This window comes from Micromonospora sp. DT15, assembly GCF_049841475.1.
Taxonomy (GTDB): Bacteria; Actinomycetota; Actinomycetes; order Mycobacteriales; family Micromonosporaceae; genus Micromonospora.
Genome location: NZ_JBNCKJ010000001.1, coordinates 213,129 through 238,993, shown reverse-complemented (window position 1 = coordinate 238,993; position 25,865 = coordinate 213,129). Strand labels below are relative to the sequence as shown.

At 70.7% G+C, this 25,865-nt stretch carries 21 protein-coding genes; 6 read left to right on the top strand and 15 right to left on the bottom strand.

Translation table 11 applies throughout. From position 1 onward, the window contains the following. Positions 1-4 precede the first annotated feature (4 nt). A complete protein-coding gene (locus tag ACLQ3F_RS01130) occupies positions 5-1,258 on the bottom strand; it encodes an MFS transporter (protein WP_425845185.1) in 1,254 nt (417 codons plus the stop codon). 111 nt (positions 1,259-1,369) lie between these two features. Here ACLQ3F_RS01130 and ACLQ3F_RS01125 point away from each other — a divergent pair, with 111 nt between their 5' ends. After that, positions 1,370-1,963 (top strand): PadR family transcriptional regulator, encoded by a 594-nt coding sequence (locus ACLQ3F_RS01125; RefSeq protein WP_425845183.1) that lies wholly within the window; start codon positions 1,370-1,372, stop codon positions 1,961-1,963. Between the two features lie 132 nt (positions 1,964-2,095). Here ACLQ3F_RS01125 and ispG read toward each other — a convergent pair whose 3' ends face one another. The 7 genes from ispG to ACLQ3F_RS01090 form a co-directional block, all read right to left on the bottom strand. Beyond that, entirely contained in the window at positions 2,096-3,268 is a 1,173-nt protein-coding gene (gene ispG / locus ACLQ3F_RS01120) for a flavodoxin-dependent (E)-4-hydroxy-3-methylbut-2-enyl-diphosphate synthase (RefSeq protein ID WP_425845181.1), read from the bottom strand. Between the two features lie 9 nt (positions 3,269-3,277). Continuing rightward, on the bottom strand, positions 3,278-4,528 hold the full coding sequence (locus ACLQ3F_RS01115) for a M50 family metallopeptidase (protein WP_357264118.1): 1,251 nt from the start codon (positions 4,526-4,528) through the stop codon (positions 3,278-3,280). After that, positions 4,528-5,739, bottom strand: a complete 1,212-nt coding sequence (gene dxr / locus ACLQ3F_RS01110) for a 1-deoxy-D-xylulose-5-phosphate reductoisomerase (RefSeq protein WP_357200247.1) — start codon at positions 5,737-5,739, stop codon at positions 4,528-4,530. The genes ACLQ3F_RS01115 and dxr overlap by 1 nt, the downstream gene beginning before the upstream one ends. Before the next feature lie 49 nt (positions 5,740-5,788). Further along, positions 5,789-6,445 carry a Uma2 family endonuclease gene (locus ACLQ3F_RS01105; RefSeq protein ID WP_425845177.1) on the bottom strand — a complete coding sequence of 219 codons (657 nt, stop codon included), beginning with the start codon at positions 6,443-6,445 and terminating at the stop codon, positions 5,789-5,791. A 142-nt stretch (positions 6,446-6,587) separates the two neighbouring features. Further along, on the bottom strand, positions 6,588-7,037 hold the full coding sequence (locus tag ACLQ3F_RS01100) for a hypothetical protein (RefSeq protein WP_425845174.1): 450 nt from the start codon (positions 7,035-7,037) through the stop codon (positions 6,588-6,590). 173 nt (positions 7,038-7,210) lie between these two features. Further along, the gene (locus ACLQ3F_RS01095; RefSeq protein WP_425845172.1) at positions 7,211-11,182 is read right to left on the bottom strand and encodes a CARDB domain-containing protein; all 3,972 of its coding nucleotides are present in this window, start codon (positions 11,180-11,182) and stop codon (positions 7,211-7,213) included. Positions 11,183-11,601: 419 nt separating this feature from the next. Further along, positions 11,602-12,171: a GNAT family N-acetyltransferase gene (locus tag ACLQ3F_RS01090; RefSeq protein WP_425845170.1), complete on the bottom strand. Its 570-nt coding sequence runs from the start codon at positions 12,169-12,171 to the stop codon at positions 11,602-11,604. A gap of 51 nt (positions 12,172-12,222) precedes the next feature. Between ACLQ3F_RS01090 and ACLQ3F_RS01085 the strand changes: the two genes are divergently transcribed. Then, positions 12,223-13,095, top strand: a complete 873-nt coding sequence (locus ACLQ3F_RS01085; RefSeq protein WP_357200233.1) for a YhjD/YihY/BrkB family envelope integrity protein — start codon at positions 12,223-12,225, stop codon at positions 13,093-13,095. 86 nt (positions 13,096-13,181) lie between these two features. Here ACLQ3F_RS01085 and ACLQ3F_RS01080 read toward each other — a convergent pair whose 3' ends face one another. From ACLQ3F_RS01080 to ACLQ3F_RS01065, 4 genes are read right to left on the bottom strand one after another with little or no spacing between them, the layout of a single operon-like run. Next, complete coding sequence (locus ACLQ3F_RS01080; RefSeq protein ID WP_425845167.1) at positions 13,182-14,393, bottom strand: ABC transporter permease; 1,212 nt, start codon at positions 14,391-14,393, stop codon at positions 13,182-13,184. After that, a complete protein-coding gene (locus tag ACLQ3F_RS01075) occupies positions 14,390-15,085 on the bottom strand; it encodes an ABC transporter ATP-binding protein (RefSeq protein WP_425846142.1) in 696 nt (231 codons plus the stop codon). The genes ACLQ3F_RS01080 and ACLQ3F_RS01075 overlap by 4 nt, the downstream gene beginning before the upstream one ends. After that, a complete protein-coding gene (locus ACLQ3F_RS01070; protein WP_425845165.1) occupies positions 15,085-16,218 on the bottom strand; it encodes a hypothetical protein in 1,134 nt (377 codons plus the stop codon). The genes ACLQ3F_RS01075 and ACLQ3F_RS01070 overlap by 1 nt, the downstream gene beginning before the upstream one ends. Beyond that, positions 16,205-16,819: a hypothetical protein gene (locus ACLQ3F_RS01065; RefSeq protein WP_425845163.1), complete on the bottom strand. Its 615-nt coding sequence runs from the start codon at positions 16,817-16,819 to the stop codon at positions 16,205-16,207. The genes ACLQ3F_RS01070 and ACLQ3F_RS01065 overlap by 14 nt, the downstream gene beginning before the upstream one ends. 113 nt (positions 16,820-16,932) lie before the next feature. Here ACLQ3F_RS01065 and ACLQ3F_RS01060 point away from each other — a divergent pair, with 113 nt between their 5' ends. From ACLQ3F_RS01060 to ACLQ3F_RS01050, 3 genes are all read left to right on the top strand, one after another. Beyond that, positions 16,933-17,628, top strand: coding sequence for a response regulator transcription factor (locus ACLQ3F_RS01060; protein ID WP_355005218.1), 696 nt, complete (start codon positions 16,933-16,935; stop codon positions 17,626-17,628). Then, positions 17,618-19,513: a HAMP domain-containing sensor histidine kinase gene (locus tag ACLQ3F_RS01055; RefSeq protein WP_425845160.1), complete on the top strand. Its 1,896-nt coding sequence runs from the start codon at positions 17,618-17,620 to the stop codon at positions 19,511-19,513. The genes ACLQ3F_RS01060 and ACLQ3F_RS01055 overlap by 11 nt, the downstream gene beginning before the upstream one ends. Positions 19,514-19,645: 132 nt before the next feature. Next, positions 19,646-21,241 (top strand): phytoene desaturase family protein, encoded by a 1,596-nt coding sequence (locus ACLQ3F_RS01050; RefSeq protein ID WP_425845157.1) that lies wholly within the window; start codon positions 19,646-19,648, stop codon positions 21,239-21,241. 120 nt (positions 21,242-21,361) lie between these two features. Here the strand turns inward: ACLQ3F_RS01050 and ACLQ3F_RS01045 are convergent, their stop codons facing one another. Beyond that, positions 21,362-22,942 (bottom strand): Rieske 2Fe-2S domain-containing protein, encoded by a 1,581-nt coding sequence (locus ACLQ3F_RS01045; RefSeq protein WP_357200213.1) that lies wholly within the window; start codon positions 22,940-22,942, stop codon positions 21,362-21,364. A gap of 198 nt (positions 22,943-23,140) precedes the next feature. Between ACLQ3F_RS01045 and ACLQ3F_RS01040 the strand changes: the two genes are divergently transcribed. Continuing rightward, entirely contained in the window at positions 23,141-23,362 is a 222-nt protein-coding gene (locus tag ACLQ3F_RS01040; RefSeq protein ID WP_036412111.1) for a DUF2631 domain-containing protein, read from the top strand. 87 nt (positions 23,363-23,449) lie between these two features. Here the strand turns inward: ACLQ3F_RS01040 and ACLQ3F_RS01035 are convergent, their stop codons facing one another. Together ACLQ3F_RS01035 and rlmN are read right to left on the bottom strand one after the other, a co-directional pair. Beyond that, positions 23,450-24,616 carry a DivIVA domain-containing protein gene (locus ACLQ3F_RS01035; RefSeq protein WP_425845153.1) on the bottom strand — a complete coding sequence of 389 codons (1,167 nt, stop codon included), beginning with the start codon at positions 24,614-24,616 and terminating at the stop codon, positions 23,450-23,452. Positions 24,617-24,647: 31 nt separating this feature from the next. After that, a complete protein-coding gene (gene rlmN, locus ACLQ3F_RS01030) occupies positions 24,648-25,805 on the bottom strand; it encodes a 23S rRNA (adenine(2503)-C(2))-methyltransferase RlmN (protein WP_091400305.1) in 1,158 nt (385 codons plus the stop codon). Positions 25,806-25,865 lie beyond the last annotated feature (60 nt).

Here is a 25,865-nt window from a genome sequence, read left to right as displayed (position 1 = left end):
GCTATCAGCCTGCCAGATCAGCCCCCCGCTTCGCCGGTCGAGTGACAAGGCCGGCACCGGTTACCCGAGGCCGGGTCCGCCCGGCCCACCGGACGACCGGGGGCACCAGGGCTCCGAGCAGGAGAAATAGGGCCCCGAGTACGAGCCAGCCGGGTACGCCCCAGCCGAGGGCCAGGGTGGTCACCACTACCGGTGCGAGCATCTTGCCCAGTTCGTAGCCCATGCCGTACGCCCCCTGGTACTGCCCCTGGGCGTCCGCCGGCGCCAGCCCGAAGGAGATCCCCCAGCCGGCGGCGGAGTGCCACAGTTCCCCGGTGACGTGCGCGAGCGCCCCGAGGCCGAGCAGGCCCACCGCCCCGGCGGTGGGCAGCGCGCCGCTGGCGGCGAAGAGTACGCAGGCCAGGGCGATGGCCACGCCCGCTCGACGAGCGGCGCGGGCGGCTCCGGGCAGGGTGGCGGCGGTGCCCGCGGCGCGTACCTGAAGGAGCACCACCACCAGGGTGTTGACCAGTGTCAACGCGGAGATCATCCAGGCCGGGGCCCGGGTGTGGCCGGCGATCCACAGCGGCAGGGCGATGGTGAGCAGGCTGAAGTGCATCGACATCAGCCCGTCGACCAGGGTGAAGGCGAGGAACGGGCGGTCCCGCAGGGCGACCAGCCGAGGGCCGTGCGTCGGGGCGGCGACCGGGGCGACGGCGGGTAGTCGAAGGAAGACCACCGCTGCCGCCAGGGATGTCGCCGCCGAGGCCAGGATCAGCGCGACGTACCCGGTCCGGGTGTCGGCGGCGATGGCGAAGCCGCCGAGGACGGCGCCGACGGAGATCCCGACGTTGGTGGTGGCTCGCAGGTAGGCGCGGGTGCGGACCCGCTGGTCGGCCGGGATCGCTCCGGCGATCAACGCGCCGCGGGCACCTCGCTCGACCGCGTCGGCAAGCGCGGTGGCGGCTCCCACCAGGACGAACGTGGGGAACGACCGGACGGCGACCAGGCCGACGGTCAGGGTGCCGGCGACGAACAGCGCGCCGACCTGCACGCCGCGTGGGCCGACGCGGTCGGCCAGGTAGCCGCTCGGGGCGCTGGCCAACACACCGACCAGGGCCGAGATGGTCAGCCCGATGCCGACCTGTGTGGCCGACAGGCCGACCGACCGGGTGAGGAAGAGCGCGCTGGCGACGAGCCAGAGGCCCCGCCCCACGGTCTTGACCAGAGTGCCGAGGGTGAGGACCCGGGCCGGACCCGGCGGGGGAAGCAGGCGCATGACCGACACCCTAACAAGACGTACGTACGGTTTGTTAGATGTGGTTGTCGACGATGCATTGCCGATATATCGTTGATGCATCAGCGATAGTCCTAAGGAAGGAAAAGCCCAATGAGGTTCCACCGACAGCACCACCCGATGCACGAGGCCCGGATGCGGGGGTTCGGCTTCCCGCCGGTCCCGCCCGGTCCGCACGGTCATGGCCACGAGCACGGACACGGCGGCCCCTGGGGCGGCCGGGGCCGTGGTCGGGGTCGGGGCCGACGACCCAACGTCCGAGCCTCCGTGCTGGCCCTGCTCACCGAGCGGCCAATGCACGGCTACGAGATGATCCAGGAGATCGACTCCCGCACCGGCGGTGCGTGGCGGCCAAGCCCCGGCTCGATCTACCCCACCCTCCAGCTCCTGGAGGACGAGGGCGTGATCGTCGCCAGCACCGAGGAGTCCGGTGGTGGGCGGAAGCGGTTCACCGTCACCGAGGCCGGTCAGGCAGAGGCGACCGAAGCCGCCCAGACCCCGCCGTGGGCGGACGTCGCCCAGGGCACGGTGAGCAGCTGGCGAGACATCCGCGACTCCGGCACACAGGCGATGAACGCTCTGCGCCAGGTGATGATGAACGGCACCGACGACCAGCGTGAGCGGGCCGCCCAGGTGCTCGACGAGACCCGGCGCAAGCTGTACGCGATCCTCGCCGAATCCGAGTGACGCCAGGCCGCACCACAGCGCCCGGCTACAGCACCGCGGCTACGAGCACCACAGCGCACAAGCGCACGATCAGCACAAACGCACAGCGGCCGTTCCCCGCACGGGGAACGGCCGCTGTTTCCACATGGAAAATCAGTGCACGGTGACGGTCGGGCCGGTGACCAGCCCGCGCAGCTCCTCGGGAAGCTCGGCGCCCATCTCGTCGGCGATCCGCAGCGCTTCCTCGATGAGGGTCTCGACGATCTGGGCCTCGGGCACCGTCTTGACGACCTGCCCCTTGACGAAGATCTGGCCCTTGCCGTTGCCGGAGGCGACGCCGAGGTCGGCTTCCCGGGCCTCACCCGGACCGTTGACCACGCAGCCCATGACGGCGACCCGCAGCGGCACCGGCAGCCCTTCCAGGCCGGCGGTGACCTCCTCGGCGAGCTTGTAGACGTCCACCTGGGCCCGCCCGCAGGACGGGCACGAGACGATCTCCAGGCCCCGCTCGCGCAGACCGAGGGATTCCAGGATCTGGTTGCCGACCTTGATCTCCTCCACCGGCGGGGCGGACAGCGACACCCGGATCGTGTCGCCGATCCCCTCGGCCAGCAGCGCTCCGAAGGCGACCGCCGACTTGATGGTGCCCTGGAACGCCGGCCCGGCCTCGGTGACGCCGAGGTGCAGCGGGTAGTCGCACTGCTCGGCGAGCTGCCGGTACGCCCGGATCATCACGACCGGGTCGTTGTGCTTGACCGAGATCTTGATGTCGCGGAAACCGTGCTCCTCGAACAGCGAGCACTCCCACAGCGCCGACTCGACGAGCGCCTCGGCGGTGGCCTTGCCGTACTTGCTCAGCAGCCGCTTGTCCAGCGAGCCGGCGTTGACGCCGATCCGGATCGGCACCCCCGCGCCCCCGGCGGCACGCGCGATCTCCTTGACCTTGTCGTCGAACTGCCGGATGTTGCCGGGGTTGACCCGGACCGCCGCGCAGCCGGCGTCGATCGCCGCGAAGACGTACTTGGGCTGGAAGTGGATGTCGGCGATCACCGGGATCTGCGACTTCTTGGCGATCGCGGGCAGCGCCTCGACGTCGTCCTGGGACGGCACGGCCACCCGGACGATCTGGCAGCCGGACGCGGTCAGCTCGGCGATCTGCTGGAGGGTCGCGTTGATGTCGGAGGTGAGGGTCGTGGTCATCGACTGCACGGACACCGGCGCACCGCCGCCGACCGGAACCGAACCGACCATGATCTGGCGGCTGGCCCGACGGGGAGCGAGCGGCGGGGGCGGCACGGCGGGCATACCGAGACTGATAGCTGTCACTTCAGGCACTCACCTTGAGAAGAGCGTGATGGGGTTGACGACGTCCGCGGCGATGGTCAGCAGCGTGAACGCGCCACCGATCAGGATCACCGCGTACGTGAAGGGCATCAGTTTGAGGTAGTCCACCCGGCCGGGGTCGGTCCGGCCGATCTTCGCGTACACCCAGGATCGGGCCCGTTCGAACCAGGCGATGGCGATGTGGCCGCCGTCCACCGGGAGCAGCGGCAGCAGGTTGAACACGCCGATGAAGAAGTTCAGCGACACGAAGAGCATGAAGAAGACCAGCCAGGCGTTGTTCTCGACCGCCTCGCCGCCGAGTCGGCTGGCGCCGACCACGCTGATCGGGGTGTCGATGTCGCGCTCGCCGCCGGTGAGGGCGGTCCACAGGGCGGGGACCTTCTGCGGGAGGCGCTGGAGCGCCTGGGCGGTGCCGACGGCCAGGTCGCCGGTGAAGTCGGCGGTGGCGCCGAAGGCCCCGACCGGGCTGTACGTCACGCGGGTGGGCGTGCTGGGGACGAGCCCGACGCCGAGGGCGGCCACCGGGGCGGCGGCACCGGTCGGGTTGTCCAGCGGCGGACGCTGGGTCTGCGCGAGCACGGTGCTGGTGGTGGCCGGCTGCCCGTCGCGGACGTACGCGATCTGCGCGGTGTCGCCCGGCTTGAGCCCGCGCAGCGTGGTGAGCAGGTCGCCGTAGGAGTTGACCGGGGTGCCGTTGATCGAGGTGATCCGGTCGCCGTTCTTCAACTGCGCCTGGGCGGCGGGGCTGGCCGCGTCGGCCGAGGTGCAGGCGCGCACCGCGTTCTCCGGGACCACGCACTGGCTGAGCTGGATGACGGCGGGCTCCTGGCGGGCCTGCGCGTCGGTGGTCGGGAAGTCGGGGTTGGGCAGGCCGGCGGAGACGGCCAGGATCCAGATGGTGACCAGAGCGAGCGCGAAGTGGGTGATCGACCCGGCGGCCATCACGATGGTCCGCTTCCAGACCGGGTAGCGCCACATCACCCGGGACTCGTCGCCCGGCTCGACGTCGTCGTCCTGCGGCGTCATCCCGACGATCTTGCAGAAGCCGCCGAGGGGGATGCCCTTGAGGCCGTACTCCGTCTCACCTCGCCGGAACGACCAGATGGTGGGCCCGAAACCGACGAAATACTTGGTGACCTTCATCCCGAACGCCTTGGCGGTCAGCAGGTGACCCGCCTCGTGCAGGCTCACCGAGATGAGAATGGCCAGGGCGAAGAGGACCACCCCGAGCAGGTACGACATCAAGCTCCTTCCACCGAACCCGCGATGATCTCCTGCGCGTGCGCGCGCGCCCACGACTCGGCCGCGAGCACGTCCTCGACGGTACCTGGTTCGTCGAAGTCCGGAGCCTCCTCCAACACCCGTTCGAGGGTGTCGACGATGCCGAGGAACGGCAGCCGGCCCGCCACGAACGCGGCCACGCACTCCTCGTTCGCCGCGTTGTAGATCGCCGGCCGGCAGCGCCCGGCCTCCCCGGCGGCCTTGGCCAGGGCCACGGCCGGGAAAGCGTCGTCGTCGAGCGGCGCGAACTCCCAGGTGTGCGCGGCCGTCCAGTCGACGGCGGTGGCCGCCTCGGGGACCCGGTCGGGCCAGCCCATGCCCAGGGCGATCGGCAGTCGCATGTCCGGTGGGCTCGCCTGGGCGATCGTCGACCCGTCGACGAACTCGACCATCGAGTGGATCACCGACTGCGGGTGCACCATCACGGTGATGTCGGCGTAGGGCACGTCGAACAGCTCGTGCGCCTCGATCACCTCAAGGGCCTTGTTGACCATGGTGGCCGAGTTGATCGTGACGACCGGCCCCATGTTCCAGGTCGGGTGCGCGAGGGCCTGCTCGGGTGTGACCTGCGTCAACTCGTCACGCCGCCGACCCCGGAACGGGCCGCCGCTGGCCGTGACGATCAGCCGCCGCACCTCACCCCGCGTCCCGGAGCGCAGGCACTGGGCCAGCGCCGAGTGCTCCGAGTCGACCGGCACGATCTGCCCCGGCCGCGTCACCGCGGCCTTGACCAGCGGGCCGCCGGCCACGAGCGACTCCTTGTTGGCAAGCGCGAGGGTACGACCACCGCGCAGCGCGGCCAGCGTAGGAGCGAGGCCCAGCGAGCCGACCACCCCGTTGAGCACGATGTCGCACTGCCACTGGGCCAGCTCGGTCATGGCGTCCGGCCCGGCCACGATCTTGGGAAGCTTGAAGTCACCGGTGGCCCACCCACGCCGGCTCGCCTCCGCGTAGAACGCGAGTTGCAGATCCTGCGCGGCGGACGCCTTCGCCACCCCGACCGCCTCGACGCCCAGTTCGAGGGCCTGCGTGGCGAGCAGCTCGACGTTGCCGCCGCCGGCACCCACGGCGACCACCCGGAACCGGTCCGGGTTGCGCCGGACGATGTCGATGGCCTGGGTGCCGATCGAACCGGTGGACCCGAGCAGAACAAGGTCGCGGGGGGTAGTCACCCGGCCATTCTTCCCCACCGCCGCTGCACGCCCGCTGGGAGCCTCAGCCCTACCCCTCCGCCGGCGCTTCCGCCGGCTCCTCCTCGGGCGGCGCCTCCTCGCCGAGGAGGTCGGCCGGATCGATGGAGAACTCGAAGGGCTCCCGCATCGCGAAGGTGCTCCCCGCCGCAGCGGCCGCCACCGGCCGGTACTCCCCCTCGGTCAGCTCGTACAAGGCGATGGTGGGCACCCGATTACGCAGGTCGACCCGAAGGAAAAAGGGCACGCCGACGGCGGCGTACTCACGCGGACGGTCGATGATGTCCTTGCGCCGATTTCCGGGCGAGACGATCTCCCCGAGAAGCACCGCGTGCCTGATGTTCATCGTCGTTCGACCGCCGCCGGGCGCGTCGAGAATGACGATGTCCGGGATGAAAAGATCTTCGCCAGAGACGATGTTCGTCTCAAGATAGAGCCACAGCTTCGCCCGACGGGCCGCCTGCCTGAGGAGATAGGCCAGACCCAGCTCCGCGTCCTGATGGTCATACCCGGCATGTGGTGTCACGATCACGCTTCCGCTCAAGACCTCAACCTTGGGGCCGTTGGTCTCCGGCAACAGGTCGAGGGCGAGCTGCGCAGTCCAGGGTTCGTCGTGCCACCGCAGCACGTCGAACGACGGCTCGGCGTGCTGCGGCGCCGGCTCCGGCGCGAACGCTGCCTGGGCCATCCGGGCTCACCCCCTCAGCGGGACATTTTGCTCAGGTCAGCCTAGCCACCGCAGCCCCAGAAGCGCGTCATCGCACACGGGGTCCGTCAGCCCGAGATGACTGCACCGCAGCGAGGCGCGTGCAGATCTTGGACAGTTTCCGTCATGGACGAACGGAAAGTGTCCAAGATCTGCGGGCCGGCACCCGACCCGTCGTGGTCCGGTGTCGCACGACGGCCAGCCAGACCGCTGCGCCGACGCAGAGGACGGCCAGCAGGGACAGCAGCACCAGTGCCGGGTTGACCCAGGCGGGCACCAGGTCGTAGGTGGCGTTGCATCGGTCGTGGAGCGGGAACCATCGCGACGACTCACGCCAGTGCGCGGCGCGGTAGGCACTGTCGTAGGTGACGCCGGCCTGTCGGCAGGACTCCTCCGAGCTCATGGAGGAACCCGAGAACGCGCCGACGAACCAGGTGACAGCGGTGGCGACGACCGAGAGCCCGGCCGTCGCGGCGAACCAGCCCGGAGTCTTCCAGCGGCCGGTGAGCAGGGGTCGGCCCCACAACCAGAGCACGAGCAGAGCGGGTACGGCGAGGCAGAGCCCGGTCGTCACGACACCCATCCTGATTCGTCAGCCTCCCGCCAGCGAGCCGGCCTTGATCATCGCACGGGCCGGCTCACCGCCGAGAACATGACGAAGCGATCGACTCGGCTTCATGGAAGTCGGGGCATCCGCAGTCCGCGGACACCCCGACTTCACTGAAACCGTGTTGATCAAGCGGCGACCTAGCCGCCGGTGATGACGAACTGCGAGCCCGGCTGGATGACGATGTTGCCGTCGGCCGAGTTGGTGATTGTCACGTTCGTCAGGTTGGCGTTGCCGCGCGCGCCGCTCATCGCGAGGATGCCGGCACCGTTGTTGGACTTGTCGATCCGTACGTTGGTGATGGCGACGTTCGGGATGTTGCCGCCACCGTTCTTGAACTGGATGCCGTCGAAGGTCGAGTCGAGGATGTCGGTGTCCCGGATGGTGACTCCGACGATGTCCCTGGTGGCCGGGAAGATCGTGATGGCACCGAACTCCTGGTCCTCGTTCCAGAACGCGCCGCCGGTGCGGTAGAGCCCGTTGTTGGCGATCAGCGTCGTGCCGGAGAACGGCAGCGGGTCGTGGTCGGTCGCCAGCATGATGCCCGGGTAGTTGGCGGTGTCGTAGATCAGGTTGTTCTGGACCGAGTTGTCGTAGCCGCCGTAGATGGCGATGCCGTTCGCCCGCCAGGGCAGCTGGATGGTGTTGTTGACGAAGTGGTTGTCGTGCGCGATGTCGACGGTGCGGTCCTTGACGTACGGGTTGGCCCAGACGGCGAGCGCGTCGTCGCCCGTCGTGCGGAACGACGAGTTGAACACCCGCGAGTTGCGCGTGCCGTTGCTGAAGTTGATGCCGTCGGCGTACGTGTTGCGGATCCGCATGCCGCTGAAGTCCAGCCCGTCGGCCGGCCCCCACAGGTCGGGGATGTTGTCGTAGTCGCGACCCACCCAGACGCCCACGTTGGCGTGCTCGATCCAGACGTTGCTGATCTTCGTGCCGGCGCCGAAGCGACCGTTCAGACCGACGCCACCCTCGGCGTTGCCGTCACCGCCGCGGATCCGGCCCGAGCCGAAGATGGCGATGTCGGAGATCTGGGTGTTCTTGTCGATGTCGAAGCCGAAGTTGCCCTCGTGCGGGTGGTTGATGCCGCCCACCACGTTCTGCGGCTCGGTCAGCGTGTAGAGCTGCGAGTGCCACATGCCGGCGCCCCGGATCGTGACGTTGCTGATGCCGACCTGGTTGTGCATGCCCCGGTTCAGCGGGTCGTCGGTCAGGATCTTCTGCTCCTGCCGCCACTGCCCGGCGGGAATCCAGACGCAGCTGATGACACCGTTCTGGTCGTCGGTCACCGCCCGCTGGATGGCTGCGGTGTCGTCGAGCCCGTCGTTCGCAACCGCGCCGTACGAGGTGATCGAGGTGCAGCCGGCCGGCTGGCTCGCCGGCCCCGCCACCTGCTCCAGGTCGATCATGTCGATGACGTAGAAGGAGGCGGTGTCACCCGAGTCGCGCTGCAACTTGAAGCGGGTGCCGGCCGGGTACGACTGCGCCAGCAGCGCGTTCGACTCGTCGAAGAGCCGCCGGGCGTCGGCCTGCGGGGTGTTGGTCAGCGCCTCCGGCCCGTCGGTGTTGCCGTAGAGCCAGCTGTGCTTCGACGACAGTGTCAACTTCCGGGAGAAGACGTCGTTGACGTAGAGGCTGATGGTCGCCTCGATGCCGCCGCCACCGGGCGCGTCCGGGATGGAGTTGCGCACGACGATGGAGTTGGCCTGGTTGGCAGAGGTGAACTCGACGAACTGGCCGGTGCTGGTGAGCCGTACCGACTTGCGACCGGACGACTCGCTCGCGAAGTTGGTGTGCCCGAACGTCCGCAGGGCGTCGGTCTCCAGCAGCGTGCCCTGGTAACGACCGGCCTCCGCCTCGTAGGAGACGTACGGGACGGCTGCCCCACGCCCGACCACTATCGACTGGCTGAACGCGTTGTTGGTCTCGTTGGTCTCGGCGACCACGTTCGTGGCGTCGGCGGTGGCGGTGAGGGTGGCGCCGCCGCTGGTGGCGGTCCAGGTGCCGCTGACGGCCACGGTGACCGTCGCGCCGGCGGCGATCGAGGCGGTGTTGGTGTTGAGCGTGGTGCTGCCCGCCACCAGTCGGGTGACGGTGGTCGCGCCGGTCGCGGTGGTGCCCCGGTTGCGAACCGTCACGGTGAAGGTGACGGACGCCCCGACGGCCGGGTTCGGCGGGTTCGAGGCGATGCTGAGCACCTGAAGGTCCGGGCCCGGGGCCTGCGCCACCACCAGCGGCGACGCCGCCGTGAAGCTGTTGTTGCCGTTGTTCTGCTCGACGATCGTGTTCGCCGGGTCGACCACCGCCGAGACGGCGTAGCTGCCCATCGGCCGGGTACCGGCGTTGGACGACACAGTGGTCGAGGCGCCCGCGGCGAGCGCGCCCACCGAGGCGCTGCCGACGACCGCGCCGGCCAGGCTGAAGTTCACTGTCGTCGCACCGGCGGACGCCGAGCCGATGTTCTGCACCACCGCCGAGAGGGTGACCGGGGAGACCTCGCTGGGCGACGAGGGCGACCAGGTCACCGAGCTGACGACCAGGTCCGGGTTGGGCGCCGGGGTGCCGCACACCTCAAGCTCGGCGACCTGGCCGGACGGGGCACCGGTGTTACCGGTGAACCGCAACTGCACGTCCGCTGTGGTCGCGCTGACCGGGATGGTCACCACGTTGCTGCCCTGGGCGAACTGGTAGGCCGCCGCCGACACCAGGCTGGTGTACGAGGACGAGGCCTGGTCGCGGCCGAGGACCTGGATGGTCTGGGTACGGGTGCCCCAGGACGAATCCGGGTTGAGCTTCACGGTGACGCCGGAGATGGAGTGGTTCGCGCCGAGCGCCACTGTCAGGTTCTGCGGGTAGCTCGCCGCGCCCTCCCAGTAGGTGGAGAGCTGCCCGTCGTTCGCCTTGTCCGGGGTGAAGCTGAAGGTGGAGCCGCTCGCCGTCATGCTCTTGCCCTGCGCCACGTTGGTGCAGGCCGGCGGGTTGCTGCCGGTCCGGGTGACGGTGTTGCTGTTGCCGGAGAGGTTGCCGGCTCCGTCGCGGGCCCGGACGTAGTAGGAGACTGTCGCCGTCGCCGGCTGGGTGTCCTGATAGGTGAGGACGGTGCCCAACGTGGCGATCAGGCTGCCGCCGCGGTAGACGTTGTAGCCGGCGAGCCCGCTGCCACCGGAGTCGGTGGAGGCTCCCCAGGTGAGCGTGATCGTGCTGCCCGACGTGCTCTGCGACAGCGTCCCCGGAACGCTCGGCGCGGTGGTGTCACCACTGCCGGTACGGGTCACCGTGTTGCTGTTGCCGGACAGGTTGCCGGCCCCGTCACGGGCCCGGACGTAGTAGGACACTGTCGCCGTGGCCGGCTGGGTGTCGTTGAAGGTGGTCACGGTGCCGACGGACTGGAGGAACGCGCCGTTGCGGTAGACGTCATAGCCGGCGATGCCGCTGCCGCCCGCGTTGTCGGTCGACGCGACCCAGTTGAGGCTGATGGTGGTGCCTGACTGGGTGTACGAGAGGTTGCCGGGAACGCTCGGTGCTGTGGTGTCCGGGGTGGTGCCGCCGCTGCCGTACACCTCCAGCTCGGCGAGCTGCCCGGCCGGCCAGCCGCTGTTGGCGGTGATGGTGATCCGGACGTAGCGGGTGGAGGTCGAGCTGAAGTTGATCGTGGCGGTGCTGCCGCTCGCCGGGTTGAAGGTGTACGTCTGCGACCCGACCAGGTCGGTGAAGGACGAACCGTTGGTGCTGCCCCGCACGCTCAGCGTCTGCGTCCGGGTCCCCCAACCGGAGGTCGGCAGCTTCAGAACTACCTGGTTGACGCTCTGCGACGAGCCGAGATCGACCTGCACCCACTGGGGGAAGGCGTTGTTGACGCTCTCCCAGTAGCTGCCCGCGTTGCCGTCGACGACCTTGGACGAGTCGTAGACATCGGCGTGGCCGCTCTCCTGGGTGGGACGGCCCTGGGCGAGGTTGGTGGCCGCCGGGGCGAAGGCGCTCGGTGCTGCTGCGGCCGGCTCGGTGGGGCGGGCCGCGGCGGCCGGGTTCGCGAGGGCGGTCGCCCCGGCCGTCGCGATCAGCGCGGCGGCGGCCGTGGCCGCCACCATCCTGAACAGATTCGTTCGTCTCATCACTGTCCTTGTCGTCGGGGGACGGTTGCCGCGGTGGCTGGACCACGGGGGTGGGGGTGCGGCGGTGCAGCGCCGGCCGACGCGAGAGGGCCGGTGTCGAGGAGAGACGGGTGGTGCGGGCGGCGCGGGGGCGCCGACCGCCGTGGAAACACCAGAGGGGTACGACCATCAACGGGCCTCCCCAGGAGGCCCGTTGAATCTTCCGAGTGCGTGCACAGAACCGTGCACGCCTTTGTCGAAATCTTGCGTTACTTTGGCCCAAAGGTTACTGACGTGCTACGGGAGCGTCAACACTTCGACCGCCGTGACTATTGATTGACTTGTCTGTCCTGAGGGTCGACCTGCCCATAATTTCGGGGAAGGTGCTGCCTCCCGACGACCGGAGGCAACACCTTCCCCGAAGTTGCGCGGATCTTGCGTCAGGTCGTGCGGGAACGATCAGCATCTGGTGCGGTCAGCACGAACGTCTCCAGCAGCTCCCCGCCGTACCAGTCGGTGCGCTGGCCGACATGGGTCATGCCCAGCCTGCGAGCGACAGCCATCGACGGCTCGTTGCCCGGCGCCACGACCGCGTAGATCTCCCGGGAGCCGGCGGCGAACTCCCGGTCGACCGCCGCGCGGGCCGCCTCGGTGGCGAAGCCGTGGCCCCACGCGTCCGGGTGCAGATGCCAACCCACCTCGATGTCGTCGCTCCGGCGCGACTCGTCGCGCCCCGGCAACGGCTTGAGCAGCACCGTGCCCACCACCTGACCCGTCTTCCGTACCTCGATCGCCCAGGTGCCGTACCGGCCGCCGTCGGCGGCGTGCCGCTCCTGCCAGATCCGCAGCCGCTCGACGGCCTGCGCCGGGTCGGTCAGCGGCAGGCCCGGCGCGACTCCCAACCAACGGCTGATCTCCGGGCGGGAGTAGATGTCGTAGATCCGGGCCAGATCGGCCGGATCGGCGGTCCAATCGCGCAAGATCAGGCGTTCGGTGGTGAGAACAGTCATGACCGGCGATCTTAAGGAGTGACAGCCGCGACGACAGGGAAGGAGGACCCGATGGGCAACGGATGGCAGCGCACGAAACGGATCACCAGTGCGGCGTTCCGTCCGGTGCGCGGACGGGACCTGTCGCTGCACGCCGCCGCGATCACCTTCTACGGGGCTATCGCCGTGGTGCCGGTCGCCCTGCTGGCGATCTGGCTCACCGCGCTGGTGGCCGGGGCCGACCGGGTACGCCGGCTCACCTCGTACGCCGTGGAGGCCCTGCCCACCGCGATCGGCGCGCCCCGGGCGGTGGAGGCGCTGGTCGACGCCGGGGTGGGGTTGACTCCGCTGCTGGCGCTGGCCTCCCTGCTGCCCGCCTCGCTGTACGGCGAGGGCCTGCGTCGGGCGTTCGTCTCGGTGGCCGCGCCCCGCTCCGACGAGCACCTGGTCGGCTGGCGGGGCCGACTCCTGCTGCTGCCACTGCTCGCGCCGGCCCCCGCGCTGCTGCTGTCGATCCTGCTGGCGCTCCCGCTCACCACCCGCCTCGTACGCCAGGGCGGTTGGCTCGGCGTGCTCGGCGTGGTGCTGTCGTTCCTGGCGGTCTGGCTGGTGCTGACGCCGGTGCTGGTGTGGGTGTTCCGGGTCGTCGGGCCGGCCTCACCGGACTGGCTCTCCACCCTCGGGGTCGGGTCGTTCACCGCGGCGAACCTCTCCGGATTCCTGCACGGCTTCGTGCTCTTCGCCTCGCTCCCGCTGGACCTGGGAGTGCCCTTCGGCGGCTTCGACGACATCGGCGCCGGGGTGGCCGTCCTCCTCTGGCTCTACCTGTTCCACGTGATCGTCCTGGCCGGCTACTCCGCCACCCTGGCCCTCTCAAACTGGCGCACCACCCGCCGCACCCCCACCCCCACCCCCACCCACTCCCCCGGCCCGCCGCCCCGTTGATCATGAAGTTATTGCCACGACACGTCGCGCCGAGTGGCAATAACTTCATGATCAACCAAGGAGGTCGCCGCAGCGGGGGCCGGTCGTCAGGGGGTTGCCAGGGCTTCGGTGGGAGTTTGGCGGGCGGCTCGGATCGACGGGTAGACGCCGGCCACCACGCCTACCAGGAGGGCGGCGGTCACTCCGCCGAGCACAGCGGGCAGTGGGATGGTGGGCGGCCAGCCCTGGTAGCTGGCGTAGCCGACAGTGGCGAGCACCCCCAGGGCGGCCCCGGCGGCACCGCCGAGCACGCTGAGCAGCACCGACTCGGTGAGGAACTGCACCCGGATCTGGCCGCGGTTCGCGCCGAGCGCCCGGCGCAGGCCGATCTCCCGACGGCGTTCCAGCACCGAGATGACCATCGTGTTGGCCACGCCGATGCCGCCGACCAGCAGGGCCACCGCCGCCAGCCCGAGGAACAGCGCGGAGAAGCTGTCCTCGGTGGCCCGTTTAGCGGCGAGCGCGTCGGAGGGGCGGCTGACCTGGACCAGCCCGGGCAACTGCGGGTTGAGGGTGGCCGGCAGCACGGCACGGACGTCCTCCAACGCGTCCTCCCTGGCCCGCAGGTAGACGACGGTGGGGTGACCGTCGAAGCCGAGCATGGCCCTGGCGGCGTCCCACCCGACCAGCACCGAACGGTCGAGATCCGGGGAGAGCGGCAACGGGTCCAGGATGCCGATCACCGTGAACCAGCGCTCGCCGATGAACACCTGGGGCGGTTGCCGGGGGTCCACAGTGGCGAAGCCGAGCCGGCTCGCCGCGACGTAGCCGAGGACGGCGGTCGGAAGCCGGGCCGACGCGTCGTCGAGGGGCCGGCCGCTGCGGACCCGGCCGTTGACGGTCCCCAACAGGTCCGGCCGGGACGCGAGCACGGTGAGCCCGGACGTGTCGTACCGGTCCAGCAGGTCGTTGCGGCGCACGGCGGTGTGGGTGTTCGCGACCGCGCTCGCCGCGTGGACCGGCCCGATCCGCGACGCCATGGCGGCGGCGTCCTCGGGCAGGAGGACGGGCGGGTTCTGATCGGGCACGGGTTCGGCCCGCAGCAGGTTGGTGCCGAGGGCGGAGAGCTGCTCCATCAGGTCGCGCTGGCTGGACGCGGGGATCCCCACCACGACGACCAGCGTGGCGATGCCGATGGAGATGCCCAGGGCGGAGAGGACCGCCCGCATCCGGCGGGTGGTCAGGCCGAGCAGACCGAGCCGGAGTACGTCGGTCGGGGCGAGCCGGGTCGACCGGGTGCCACCCGGGGACGCGCTCACGCCCCGCTCCCGGTGACGGTGTCGGTGTCGGCGACGATCCGGCCGTCGCGGATCTCCACCTGGCGAGGCGTACGGGCGGCGAGATCGCGGTCGTGGGTGATCACGGCGATGGTGGTGCCCTCCGCGTTGAGGTCGGTGAGCAGGGCAAGAACCGCCTCCCCGTTCGCCGTGTCGAGGGCGCCGGTCGGCTCGTCGGCCAGCACCAGCGCCGGCTCGTTGACGAGCGCCCGGGCTATCGCCACGCGCTGCCGCTCCCCGCCGGAGAGCTGCTGCGGCAGGTGGTTCAGCCGGTGCGCCAGGCCGACCCGGGCCAACGCCTCGATCGCGGTGCGGCGACGGCGACGACGGGGCACCCCGGCGTAGAGCAGGCCGGTGGCGACGTTCTCGGCGGCATCCAGCCCGTCGGTGAGGTGGAACTGCTGGAAGACGAAACCGAGCCAGCGGCCCCGCAGCGCGGAGAGCCGACGGTCGGACAGCGCGGTGACCTCCTGCCCGGCGACGCGTACCCGACCGCTGGTCGGCAGGTCGAGGGTGCCCATGATGTTCAGCAGCGTGGACTTGCCGGACCCGGACGGCCCGACGATGGCGAGCATCTCGCCAGCACGCACGGTCAGTGAGACGTCATCCAGTGCGGTCACCCCGCCGGGGTACGTCCTGCTGACCTCCTCGACGTTCAGCACCGCTTCGGCGATCACGATGCCGTCACCACGTCGAGGCCCTCGGTCACACCGGTGCCGCTGACCTCGACCAGGCCCCGGGCGAACATCCCGGTCTCCACTGCCACCAGCGCACCGTCGGGCAGTTGCAGCGCATGCCCACCCTCGCGGAGCGCCACCAGCGCGCCGACCGGCACCGCGAGTACGCCCTTGTGAACGGCGGTGGTGAAGCGGACCTGGACCGTGGCCGCGTCCAGCTTGGCCACGTCCGCCGCCCGGGTCGGTGCGACGAGGACGTCCACGGTGGGCGGGCTGCCCTGCCCGGTGCCGCCGTCCGACCCCCCGCCGCGCACCGTCTGCGAGATCGAGGCGACCTTTGCCGGGATCTCGGAGCTGTCCGGCAGGGCGACGACCACGGCGGCGCCCACCGTGATGGCGCCGACGTCGGTGGCCCCGACCGGCACAGTGACCAGCTTGACCTTCTCGGTGACGGCCAGCAACTCACCGGCGACCGGGTCACCGGGCAGCGCCTTCACCGCGCTGATTCGGGCCGGCCCGGTCAGCACCGCGACCTGCCCGACCCCGATCGTCCCGGTCGGGTCCAGGCCGAGGGCCTGCTGCCACTTCTTGATCGCGCCGACGAGGCTCGTGGTGAGCAGGGCCTGACCCGAGCCGATCTTCGTGCCGTCGGTGGCCCGGGACGGCTGCGAGCCGGTGTGGTAGCCCAGCGCCTTCAGGTTGTCCGACACGATCCGTACGTCGCTGCCCACCAGACCCGGCTTTTCGAGCGTGCGAAAGAGCGGCGTCCCGCCGAACAGCACCGGCACCGGTCTGTCGTTGACCCAGTAGAGCGGCTTACCCCGGGCCGCCGTGTCGCCCACCTTCGGCATCCGGGTGACAACGCCCTCCCCGGCACCCTTCACCAACCGCTCCGGGCCGAAGCCGAGCGTGCCGTTGAGCGAGCGGCTGTCCGACAGGTCGGCCCGGGTCACTGTCGTCGTGGTGAGCGGCGGCGGTGCGCTCGCGACATCACCGCCGGGGTGGCGCCGCAGAGCCAGCGCACCGACGCCGGCACCGACGGCGACCACCAGGGTCACCGCCGCCACCACGATCGCGGTACGCCGGGTCGTCCGCCGGCCAGGATCGTCGGTCGGGTTACTTCTTGGCACCGAAGATCTCCATCGTGCATTCCCTCTCGACCTTGTCCATCGCGGGACCCTCAAGTCCGTTGGTCGGGTTGGCGACGCCGTCGTCGTAGGTCCAGCCGGAGCCGTCCGGCAGTGAGTGGATCTTCAGCCCGCGCCCGCGCAGGCACTGGACGTAGTCGTTCCACTGACTCACGTAGTTCGGGTTCTTCTCCGGGTCCAACTCCGGCGGCTGGAGCGGCAGCTTGTTCGCGCACGCCACGTACGCCGCCTTCGGCTCCCCGCTCTGGTCCAGCGACAGGCCCGTGCCGTCCCCCACCGGGCCGGGTTGTGACCGGCCGTCGTTCAGCTTCACGCCGTTGTCGTGCAGGCAGATGTTGTACGTCCCCCAGAGCCGCTCCTCCTCCTCGTCGGTCATGTCCAGGCGTAGCTGCGGCCGACCGTTGGTGGCACCACCGGCCGCGGTGGCGCTCGCCGGGGCGGACGGGGTGACGAGCGACGCGACGTCGCCGCTGGCGGTGTCCTTCTGGGCGCTGGACGCACCGCCGCCGCAGCCGGTGAGGGCGACGGCGAGCACGACGACCGCGGCGAACCCGGCCGCGACCCGATGGGTTGAGTTGGTCATGGCGTGCAGCTTCACGCCCGGGTGTCAGAGACCTGTAAGGAAGCGGTCGTCATCCGATAGCCCCAGCTCAGCGGCCCTGCTGGAACCGGCCCGGGCCACGTACAGTCGCTGCCGTGTGTGCGTACGTGCTGGTAGCCGAGGACGACCAGAAGCAGGCGGAGTTGGCGCGCCGGTATCTGGAACGCGAGGGGCACGAGGTGACTGTGGTGGCCGACGGGCGGGCCGCCCTGGAGCAGATCCGTCAACGGCCCCCGGCGCTGCTCGTCCTCGACGTGATGATGCCGAAGGTCGACGGCCTGGACGTGTGTCGCATCCTGCGCCGGGAGTCCGACCTGCCGGTGCTCATGCTGACCGCGAGGTCGACCGAGGACGACCTGCTGCTCGGCCTCGACCTGGGCGCCGACGACTACATGACGAAGCCGTACAGCCCCCGCGAACTGGTCGCCCGGGCCCGGAGCCTGCTGCGGCGGGGCCAACGGACGCCGGCGGACCCGGTGCTGCGGGTCGGCGCCGTGCACGTCGACCCCGTGCGCCACGAGGTACGCAGCGACGGACGCCTCGTCGACTGCACACCCGGTGAGTTCCAGCTGCTCCAGGCGATGGCCGCCCAGCCCTCGCGGGCGTTCACCCGGGATCAGCTCCTGGGCTACCTGCACGGGTTCGACAGGTACATCACCAACCGGACCGTCGACGTGCACGTGATGAACCTCCGCCGGAAGATCGAGCCGAACCCGCGCAAGCCGGCCCGGTTGGTGACCGTGTACGGCATCGGATACAAGCTCGTCGAAGAGTCACCCCGTGTCGGGTGAGGTCCCGCTGCGCCGCAGCCTGCTGCTCCGACTGCTGGCGCTGGCCGTCCTCATCGCCATCGGCTCGATCGCGGCGACCGCGTGGCTGGCCGTCCGCACCACCACCGGAGCGATCCGGCAGGAGCAGGGGCAGGCGCTCGCCGACGACGCCCGCATCTACGACACGGTGCTCGCGTACGCGGCGACCCACCCGACCTGGGACGGAGTCGACGCGGCCCTTCGGCCGCTCGCCCAGGACGTCGGCCGGCGGATCGCCCTGACCACCGAGACCGGTGCCCTGATCGCGGACTCGGCCCCCGGCGCGGGCCCCTTGCCGACGACGTCGTCAGCGACCGTCGACGCGCTCGCCGTCGACACCGCCCTGACACCCGGCACCACACTGCCGGGCGGCGGTGACGGCGGCACCACCCTGCCGAGGGGCAGCGGCGACGGCGGCACCGGCCGCATCGACCCGCGCACCACCGGGCCGTACCTGCTCCCACCCGAGGAGCGCGCCGCGCTGCGCGACAAGGCGGCCCGGGCGGCCCAGTGTCTGCGGCTCCGGGCGCAGATCGACGCCACCGTCGTGGACGGACCCACCGGCCGCCCTCGCCTCGACACCCCCGGCACCGACCTCGCCGACAGTGCCGCCTGCGCTCAGTTGAGGGAAGAACTCGCGACCCGTACGGCCACCGAGGGTAAGGCGCTCGCCCAGCTCAACGCCCTGGTGAACACCTGCCTGGCACGGCGGCGCCTGCCCGCCGTGCAGGTGGACCTGAACTGGACCTGGACGAGGCAGCCGGCGGCCAGCGCACCCGACTCCCGCAGCGCGGCCGGCGTCGACCAGGAGCACAACCGGGCGGTCAGCGCCTGCGTCGGCACCAGTCGACGCGAACAACTCCTCCCGTACGTCGCCCCGGCCGCGACCCTCTTCGTCACCGACCCGGGCGGTCGTCCCTCGACCACCTTCGACCTCTCCCCCGCCAACCAGACCCGCATCGTCGCGGTCGCCGGACTCGTCCTGCTGGTGACGATCGGCTTCACCGTCCTCGCCGGCATCCGGCTGACGCGTCCGCTGCACGCGCTGACCGGGGCCGCCCAACGGATGCGCGACGGCGACGGCGCCGCCCGGGTCCGGGTGACCGGCCGCGACGAGATCGCCCGGCTGGCCGAGGCCTTCAACGACATGGCCGAACGGCGGGAACGGCTGGAGCAGCTACGCCGGGCCATGGTCAGCGACATCGCCCACGAGATGCGGACGCCGGTGAGCAACATCCGGGGTTGGCTCGAAGCGGTCGAGGACGGCGTCGCGGCCCCCGACCGCCGGCTGCTCTCCTCACTGCTGGAGGAGGCGACACTGCTCCAACATGTGATCACCGACCTGCAGGACCTGGCCGAGGCCGACGCGGGCGCGCTGCGGCTGCACCGTGAACAGGTCTACCTCACCGACCTGCTCGCCCAGGTCGCGGAGGCGCACCGGGCCCAGGCCGACCGGGTCGGCGTCACCATCACGGTACGCACTGAGGCCGACCCGCAGGTGGACGCCGACCCGGTCCGACTCCGCCAGGCAGTCGGCAACCTGGTGGCCAACGCGGTACGGCACACCCCGTCGGGCGGGCACGTGACGATCAGCGCCAGCGCGACCGACGCCGAGGTCATCATCTCGGTGACCGACACCGGCAGCGGTATCAGCGCCGAGGACCTGCCCCAGGTCTTCGACCGCTTCTGGCGGGCCGAGAAGTCCCGGAGCCGGCAGACCGGAGGCAGCGGCCTGGGTCTCGCCATCGTGCGCAAGCTCACCGAGGCCCACGGCGGCACAGTGCGCGCCACCAGCACCCCCACCCAAGGCTCCACCTTCACCCTCCACCTCCACCCTCCACCTCCCCCACTCGGCCGGCCTGGTTGATCATGAAGTTGTTGCCACTCGGCGCGGCGTGTCGCGGCAATAACTTCATGATCAACGGGACGACGGGGTGGGGGTAGGCAAGAGGGTGGAAGGGGTGACCTGGGGTGGTGGGGCGGACTAGGCTGCCGCGGCATGAGCAGTGAGATTCCGGCCCGCGCCGACGTCGTGATCATCGGTGCCGGGCACAACGGTCTGGTCTCCGCTGTCCTGCTGGCCCGGGCCGGCCTGGACGTCCTCGTGCTGGAGGCAGCCGACGTGATCGGCGGCGCGACCCGCACCGAGAACCCGTTCCCGAAGGTGCCGGGGCTGCGCCACTCCACGGGGTCGTACCTGCTCGGGCTGATGCCCCCGGAGCTGCTCGCCACGCTCGACGTACGGATCCCGGTGCTGCGCCGGGACCCGCACTACTTCCTTCCCACCCCGGGCGGCCTCGGCTCGCCGTACCTGCTCTTCGGCAGTGACACCGCCGCCACCCGGGCGCAGCTCGCCGAGTTCTTCTCCCCCGCCGACGTGGCCGCCGACGACGCCATGCAGGCCGAGCTGGCCGCGCTGCGGGAAGACCTCGCCCCGGCCTGGCTGGCCGAGCCGCTGAGCGTCCAGGAGACCGCCGAGCGGCACGTCCGTCCGGCGCTGCGCCAGGTCTTCGTCGACCTCGTGCAGGGCTCGGTCGCCGACTACCTGGCCCGGTTCGAGTTCCGCTCGGAGCTGCTGGTCAGCATGTACGCGGTCACCGACGGCCTGTCCGGGCTCAACGCCGGCCCGGACGACCCCGGCACCGGCCACAACTTCCTCGTGCACAACATGTGCCGACTGCCCGGCTCCGGCGGCACCTGGATGATCGCGGAGGGTGGGATGGGCACCGTCTCCAGGACCTTCGCCGAGGCCGCGCGCGCCGCCGGAGCGACAATCCTGACCGGTACGCCGGTCCGCGCGGTGACCATGGACGGCGGCGCCGCGAGCGGAGTGGTGCTGGCCGACGGTCGGGAGGTCGCCGCCCGGGTGGTGCTCGGCGCGTGTGACCCGTACCGGCTGATGGACCTGTTGCCCGACGGCGCGCTGCCGGCTCGGCTCGGCGAACGGATGGCGGCGGTCCGTCGGCCCGGCACCACCCTCAAGCTCAACCTGGCGCTCACCGGGCTGCCGCGGTTCTCCTGCCTGCCGGACGGCACGCCCAGCCCGTTCGGCTCGACCATCCACCTGCTGCCAGGGTCGGCGTCGCTGGTCGGCGGGGCGGAGGCCTCACCGATGACCGCGCTGCGCGCCATGTGGGCGGACGTGCAGGCCGGGCTGCTGCCGGCGGAGCCCACCATCGAGTGGTACCTGCACACCACTGTCGACCCGTCGCTCTCCGACGCCGCCGGGCACCACTCGTCGGCGCTCTTCGTCCAGTCCGTCCCCTACGAGTTGGCCGGCACCACCTGGGACGCGGAGCTGCCCGGCTACGTCGACCGGCTGCTCGGGATCGTCGAGCGGTACGCCCCCGGCACCGCCGACCTGATCGCCGACGCGGTGCCGCTGCCGCCGCCCGGCATCGAGGAGCACTTCGGCATCACCGGCGGGCACATCCACCACGTCGACAACACCGTCTCGTTCACCGACCGGATGCCCTACGCCACCGGCGTCGACGGTGTGTACGCCGGCAGCGCCGGCTGCCACCCGGCCGGCAGCGTCATCGGCGCGGCCGGCCACAACGCCGCCCGCCGCATCCTCACCGACCTCGGCCGCTGACCGCGTCCCACCCCCGCCAGGCAGTTGATCATGAAGTTATTGCCGCGACACGCCGCAGCAGCTGGCAATAACTTCATGATCAACGGGGGTGGGCGGTGGGAGCGCGGGTGGGGCCCGGGGTCAGATCACTGCTTCGCCGGCCGGGGCGGGGGTTTCCGCGTCCACCCGGTGGGCTCGCACCTTGTGCCCGACGCTGGTCAGGCAGCGGCCGCTGGGCAGGTCGAAGCGCCAGCCGTGCAACTGGCAGGTGAGCTGGTCACCGTCGACGATGCCGAAGCGGGTCAGGTCCGCCTTCAGGTGCGGGCACCGCCGCTGCACCACCCAGTCGCCCAACGTGATGTCCTCGGCGTCGGTGCTGCGCTCGTGCTCGTCGTACCAGCCCTCGGCGTACTGGAGCCGCTCCTCGGAGAGGCACTTGAAGAACGCGTAGACGAACTCGTTGTACTGGCCGATCCGGGCCGCCGAGAACCGGCAGGACAGGAAGAGCGAGTTGACCCAGTCCACCTCGTCGATGAAGAGCAGGTGCTCGATCAGCGAGCGCTCGGTCCGGAACCGGTAGCGCACCTTCTCGTCCGCGTACGGCCGGACCTCCTTGCCGGGGAAGTCCACCACGATCGACTCGACACTCTCGCCGTCGTACCCCACCAGGTCGAAACGGACCGGGCCACCGACCCCCTTGGCCAGGTAGATCGACTCGTCGAGCAGCGGTTCGATCCGACGCTTCATCTCGCCGAGCACGTCCACCTCGGGGTGCCGCCAGGACGCCTTCTCCGCCTCGATGATCGGGCGCTTGCGCTCCCGCATCTCCTCCAGGTGCGCGACCTTGTTCGCGAAGAACTCCTGCACCGGCACGGGGTGGGTGGTGCTCGCGCCCTCGGTGGTGACCTCGGCGACGCTGCCCGGCAGCAGCACGATCCCGTTGGTGCCGCCGACCTTTGCGTACTCCGACAGGAAGACGGACTGGTCGGGGAAGATGTTGCCCTCGTCGCCGTGGATGTCGTTGAACTGCCACAGGGCGTCGTCCAGGAAGCACGGCGGGCCGGCGATCGGGAAGACGTGGTCGGCCTTCAGGTCGTCGATGTAGCGCCAGGTCCGGTCGAACTGCCGGTCGCGCTTCTGCTTACCGAACGCGGTCTTCGCCGCCTGCGGAAGTTCGTAGACCATCGGGTACCAGATCGCACCGGAGAACTGGAGCAGGTGCGCGTGCACGTGCCCCAGCTCGGCGAAGACGCTCAGGTCGGTGGGGCGGGCGTCGTTCTGGTTGAGCAGCCGCACCCCGTCGTACTCGACCCAGAGCGAGGAGTCGCCGATCGGCCCGTCGGTCGGGCTGGTCAACGCCTGAATCATGATCTTCAGGCCGCCGGGCAGCTCCACCACCTGCTCGTTGGGCGCCTTCAGGAACTTGGTGAAGCCCAGCGCCCGGAACTCGTCCTCCATCTCCGAGGTGGGGAACTCGGGGAGCAGGACCGTGGCGTCCTTCGAGATGAAGTCGCGCAGGTGCTTCGCGTCGAAGTGGTCCCGATGCAGGTGGGAGACGTACAGGTAGTCGACCTGACCCAGACTCTCCCAGTCCAGCAGTGAATTGTCGGGGAACGGAAACCACGACGCGAAGTAGGCCGGGTTGACCCACGGGTCGCACAGGATGCTGCCCGCAGCCGTGTCGATCCGCATGCTGGCGTGCCCGGTTCCGGTCACTCGCACCGCACAGTCCCCCTCAAACAGACAATCAGGTGTACGCCAAACGCTACCGGAGCGAGTCTGACCGCCGCCCCGCGACGCCGGTAGTGCCATCCAGCCCGGGTGGGGCAGGGCCGATGGCCAGGAAACCCCCACCCCACCGCACCGCGTACGAGGCGTGCCAGACTAACCAAAGATCCGATCGCGAGGGAAGGACCGACAGTGGCAGGAAGCGAGCCGGTAACGTCGCCAGACCAGCACAAGCCCGGGCACCGCAAGGCCGGGCAGATCGGCGCCGTGCTGTCCGCACTGGCGCTGCTGGCGATGATCTGCGGCAACCACGAGGGCAGGGTCGAGGACATCTGGCTGATCGGCCTGGCCGCGCTGCTGCTGATCATCGTGATCGGCGACATCGTGTTGCGGCGCAGCGGTCTGCGCTCCTGACCCGACCCACCGCCGGACGACCGGCCGACGTACGCCGAGGGCCCGCCCCCACCTGGGGGACGGGCCCTCGTCCGTATCGCGTCGGGGTCAGCGCCCGAAGAGAATGTCCTGCACGTCCTTCAGTGCGGCATCGACCTCGGCCTCGAAGTAGCCACCCGGCACCAGGCCGAACCGGAGCGTGTCCAGGTCCTTCGGGTCGACCGGCATCGGGTTGCGGCGCTGCATGCCACCGAGCAGGGTGTCGAAGAACCGGTCCACCTGGTCGGGGTCGTACCCGCTGCCGAACCGGCGCACCTGGAAGCTGCGACGGATCTGGTCGACCCGGTACAGGTCGCTGCCGGGCGGACCGGCCATCGGCGGACCACCCATCGGCGGACCGGCCACCGCGGGCGGACCAGCCATCGCCGGCGGACCGGCCATCGGCGGGCCACCCATGCCCTGCTGCGGCAGCGGAGGCGGACCGGCCGGACCACGGCGCATGTCGCGCAGATCCCGCTCCGGCATCCGGATCTCAGCCGTCATGTCGGCGCGACCGTGCCGCCCGGCCTCGAAGCCGTCGAAGCGCGGCTCCTCCGGCGGCGGCGGATAACCGCCGGGCGCGCGCTGGTCGTCCTGGCCGTACCCGCCGCGCTGGTCATCCGGGCCGTAGCCACCGGGTGAGCGCTGGTCGTCCGGGGGGCCGTACCCGCTGGGACCGGCGGGCAGGCCGCGCTGCGGCATGCCGTGGCCACCCATCGGGCCGGGGCCCATCTGGCCACCGGGACCCATCGGTGGGCCGGCCGGGCCACGTGGCGCGTCGTAACCACCGCCGCGGGGGGCGTCGTACCCACCGGCGAAGGCACCGGTCGGCTCGTCGTAGCGGCCGTAGGGCGGGCCGGGCTGCGCGGGCATCGGCCGGGGCGGCATCGGCTGCGGGACCATGCCCCGCTCGTCACGCATCGGCGGACCCAGCCGGTCCGGTGGGCCCATCCGGTCACCCATCCGGGGGTCGCCGCCGCGTCCGGCGCTGTTGCGCTCCTCCAGCTCGGCCAGCTGCCGCTCGACCCGGTCCAGGTGCAGGTCGACCTGCCACTCGTCGTAGCCGTTGAAGCGGACCCGGAAGACGACGTCATGAACCTCCTGGGAGGCCACCGGGGCACCGACCTGTCGGCCGTCGAGCGTCGCCTCGACCCGGTCGAGGAAGGCATCCACCTCGTCGACCTTGTATCCCCGGCGGAGCGCCTTGCGCCGGAAACGCTGACCCTGACTCGCCACTATGTCTCCTGGTCTCGTTCGCCACGCCCGGTCACGCCGGTGCCTCTCCGGCGCGGTCGGTGTTGGTGTCGTTGTCTTCGGCAGCGGCAAGCTGGCCACACGCGCCGTCGATCTCGCGACCTCGGGTGTCCCGAACTGTGGTGGACACCCCGGCGTCGCGCAACCGCCGGACGAACTCCCGCTCGACCGGCTTCGGGCTCGCGTCCCAGCGGCTGCCCGGCGTCGGATTGAGCGGAATGAGGTTCACGTGGGCCAACTTGCCGGCCAGCAGCCGCCCGAGCAGGTCGGCTCGCCACGGCTGGTCGTTCACGTCCTTGATCATCGCGTACTCGATCGACACGCGGCGGCCCGTCCGGGCGGCGTAGTCCCACGCTGCGTCCAGCACCTCGGCTACCTTCCAGCGCTGGTTTACCGGCACGAGTTCGTCGCGCAGATCATCATCGGGCGCGTGCAACGACAACGCAAGGGTCACTGAGAGGTCTTCGCTGGCCAGTCGGTGGATGGCCGGAACCAGGCCAACCGTGGAAACGGTGATGTGCCGCTGGGACAGGCCGAGACCCTCCGGAGCCGGGCTGACCAGCCGACGGATCGCCGCGATCACCCGGTTGTAGTTGGCCAGCGGCTCGCCCATGCCCATGAAGACGACGCGCGACAGCCTCGGCGGGGAACCCGCCACGACGCCGGAGGCCGCCACCCCGGCCATGTAGACCGCCTGGTCGACGATCTCCGCCGTCGACAGGTTGCGGGTGAGCCCGGCCTGACCGGTCGCGCAGAACGGACAGGCCATGCCGCAGCCCGCCTGGCTGGAGATGCAGACGGTCACCCGGTCCGGGTAACCCATCAGCACGCTCTCCACCAGCGCGCCGTCGTGCAGCCGCCAGAGCGCCTTGCGGGTCGCGCCGTCATCACAGGCCAGCTCGCGCACCGGGTTGAGCAAGGTCGGCAGCAACTGGTCGGCCAGCCGCTCCCGGGTCGCCGCGGGCAGATCGGTCATCGCCTGCGGGTCGCGGACCAACCGCCCGAAGTAGTGGTTGGAGACCTGCTTGGCGCGGAAGGCCGGCTCACCCAGCCCGGTGACCAACGCCTGGCGACCGGCCAGGTCCAGGTCAGCGAGGTGCTGAGGGGGCATGGAGGCCCGGCGCGCGGCGGGGGCGACCGAGATGGCGGGGATCAAGGGCAGGCTCGTCATGGCTGGTCCAGTGTGTCACGCCGTCGGCGGCGGCTGCCGGTCCGGAGGTGTCGAACGGGC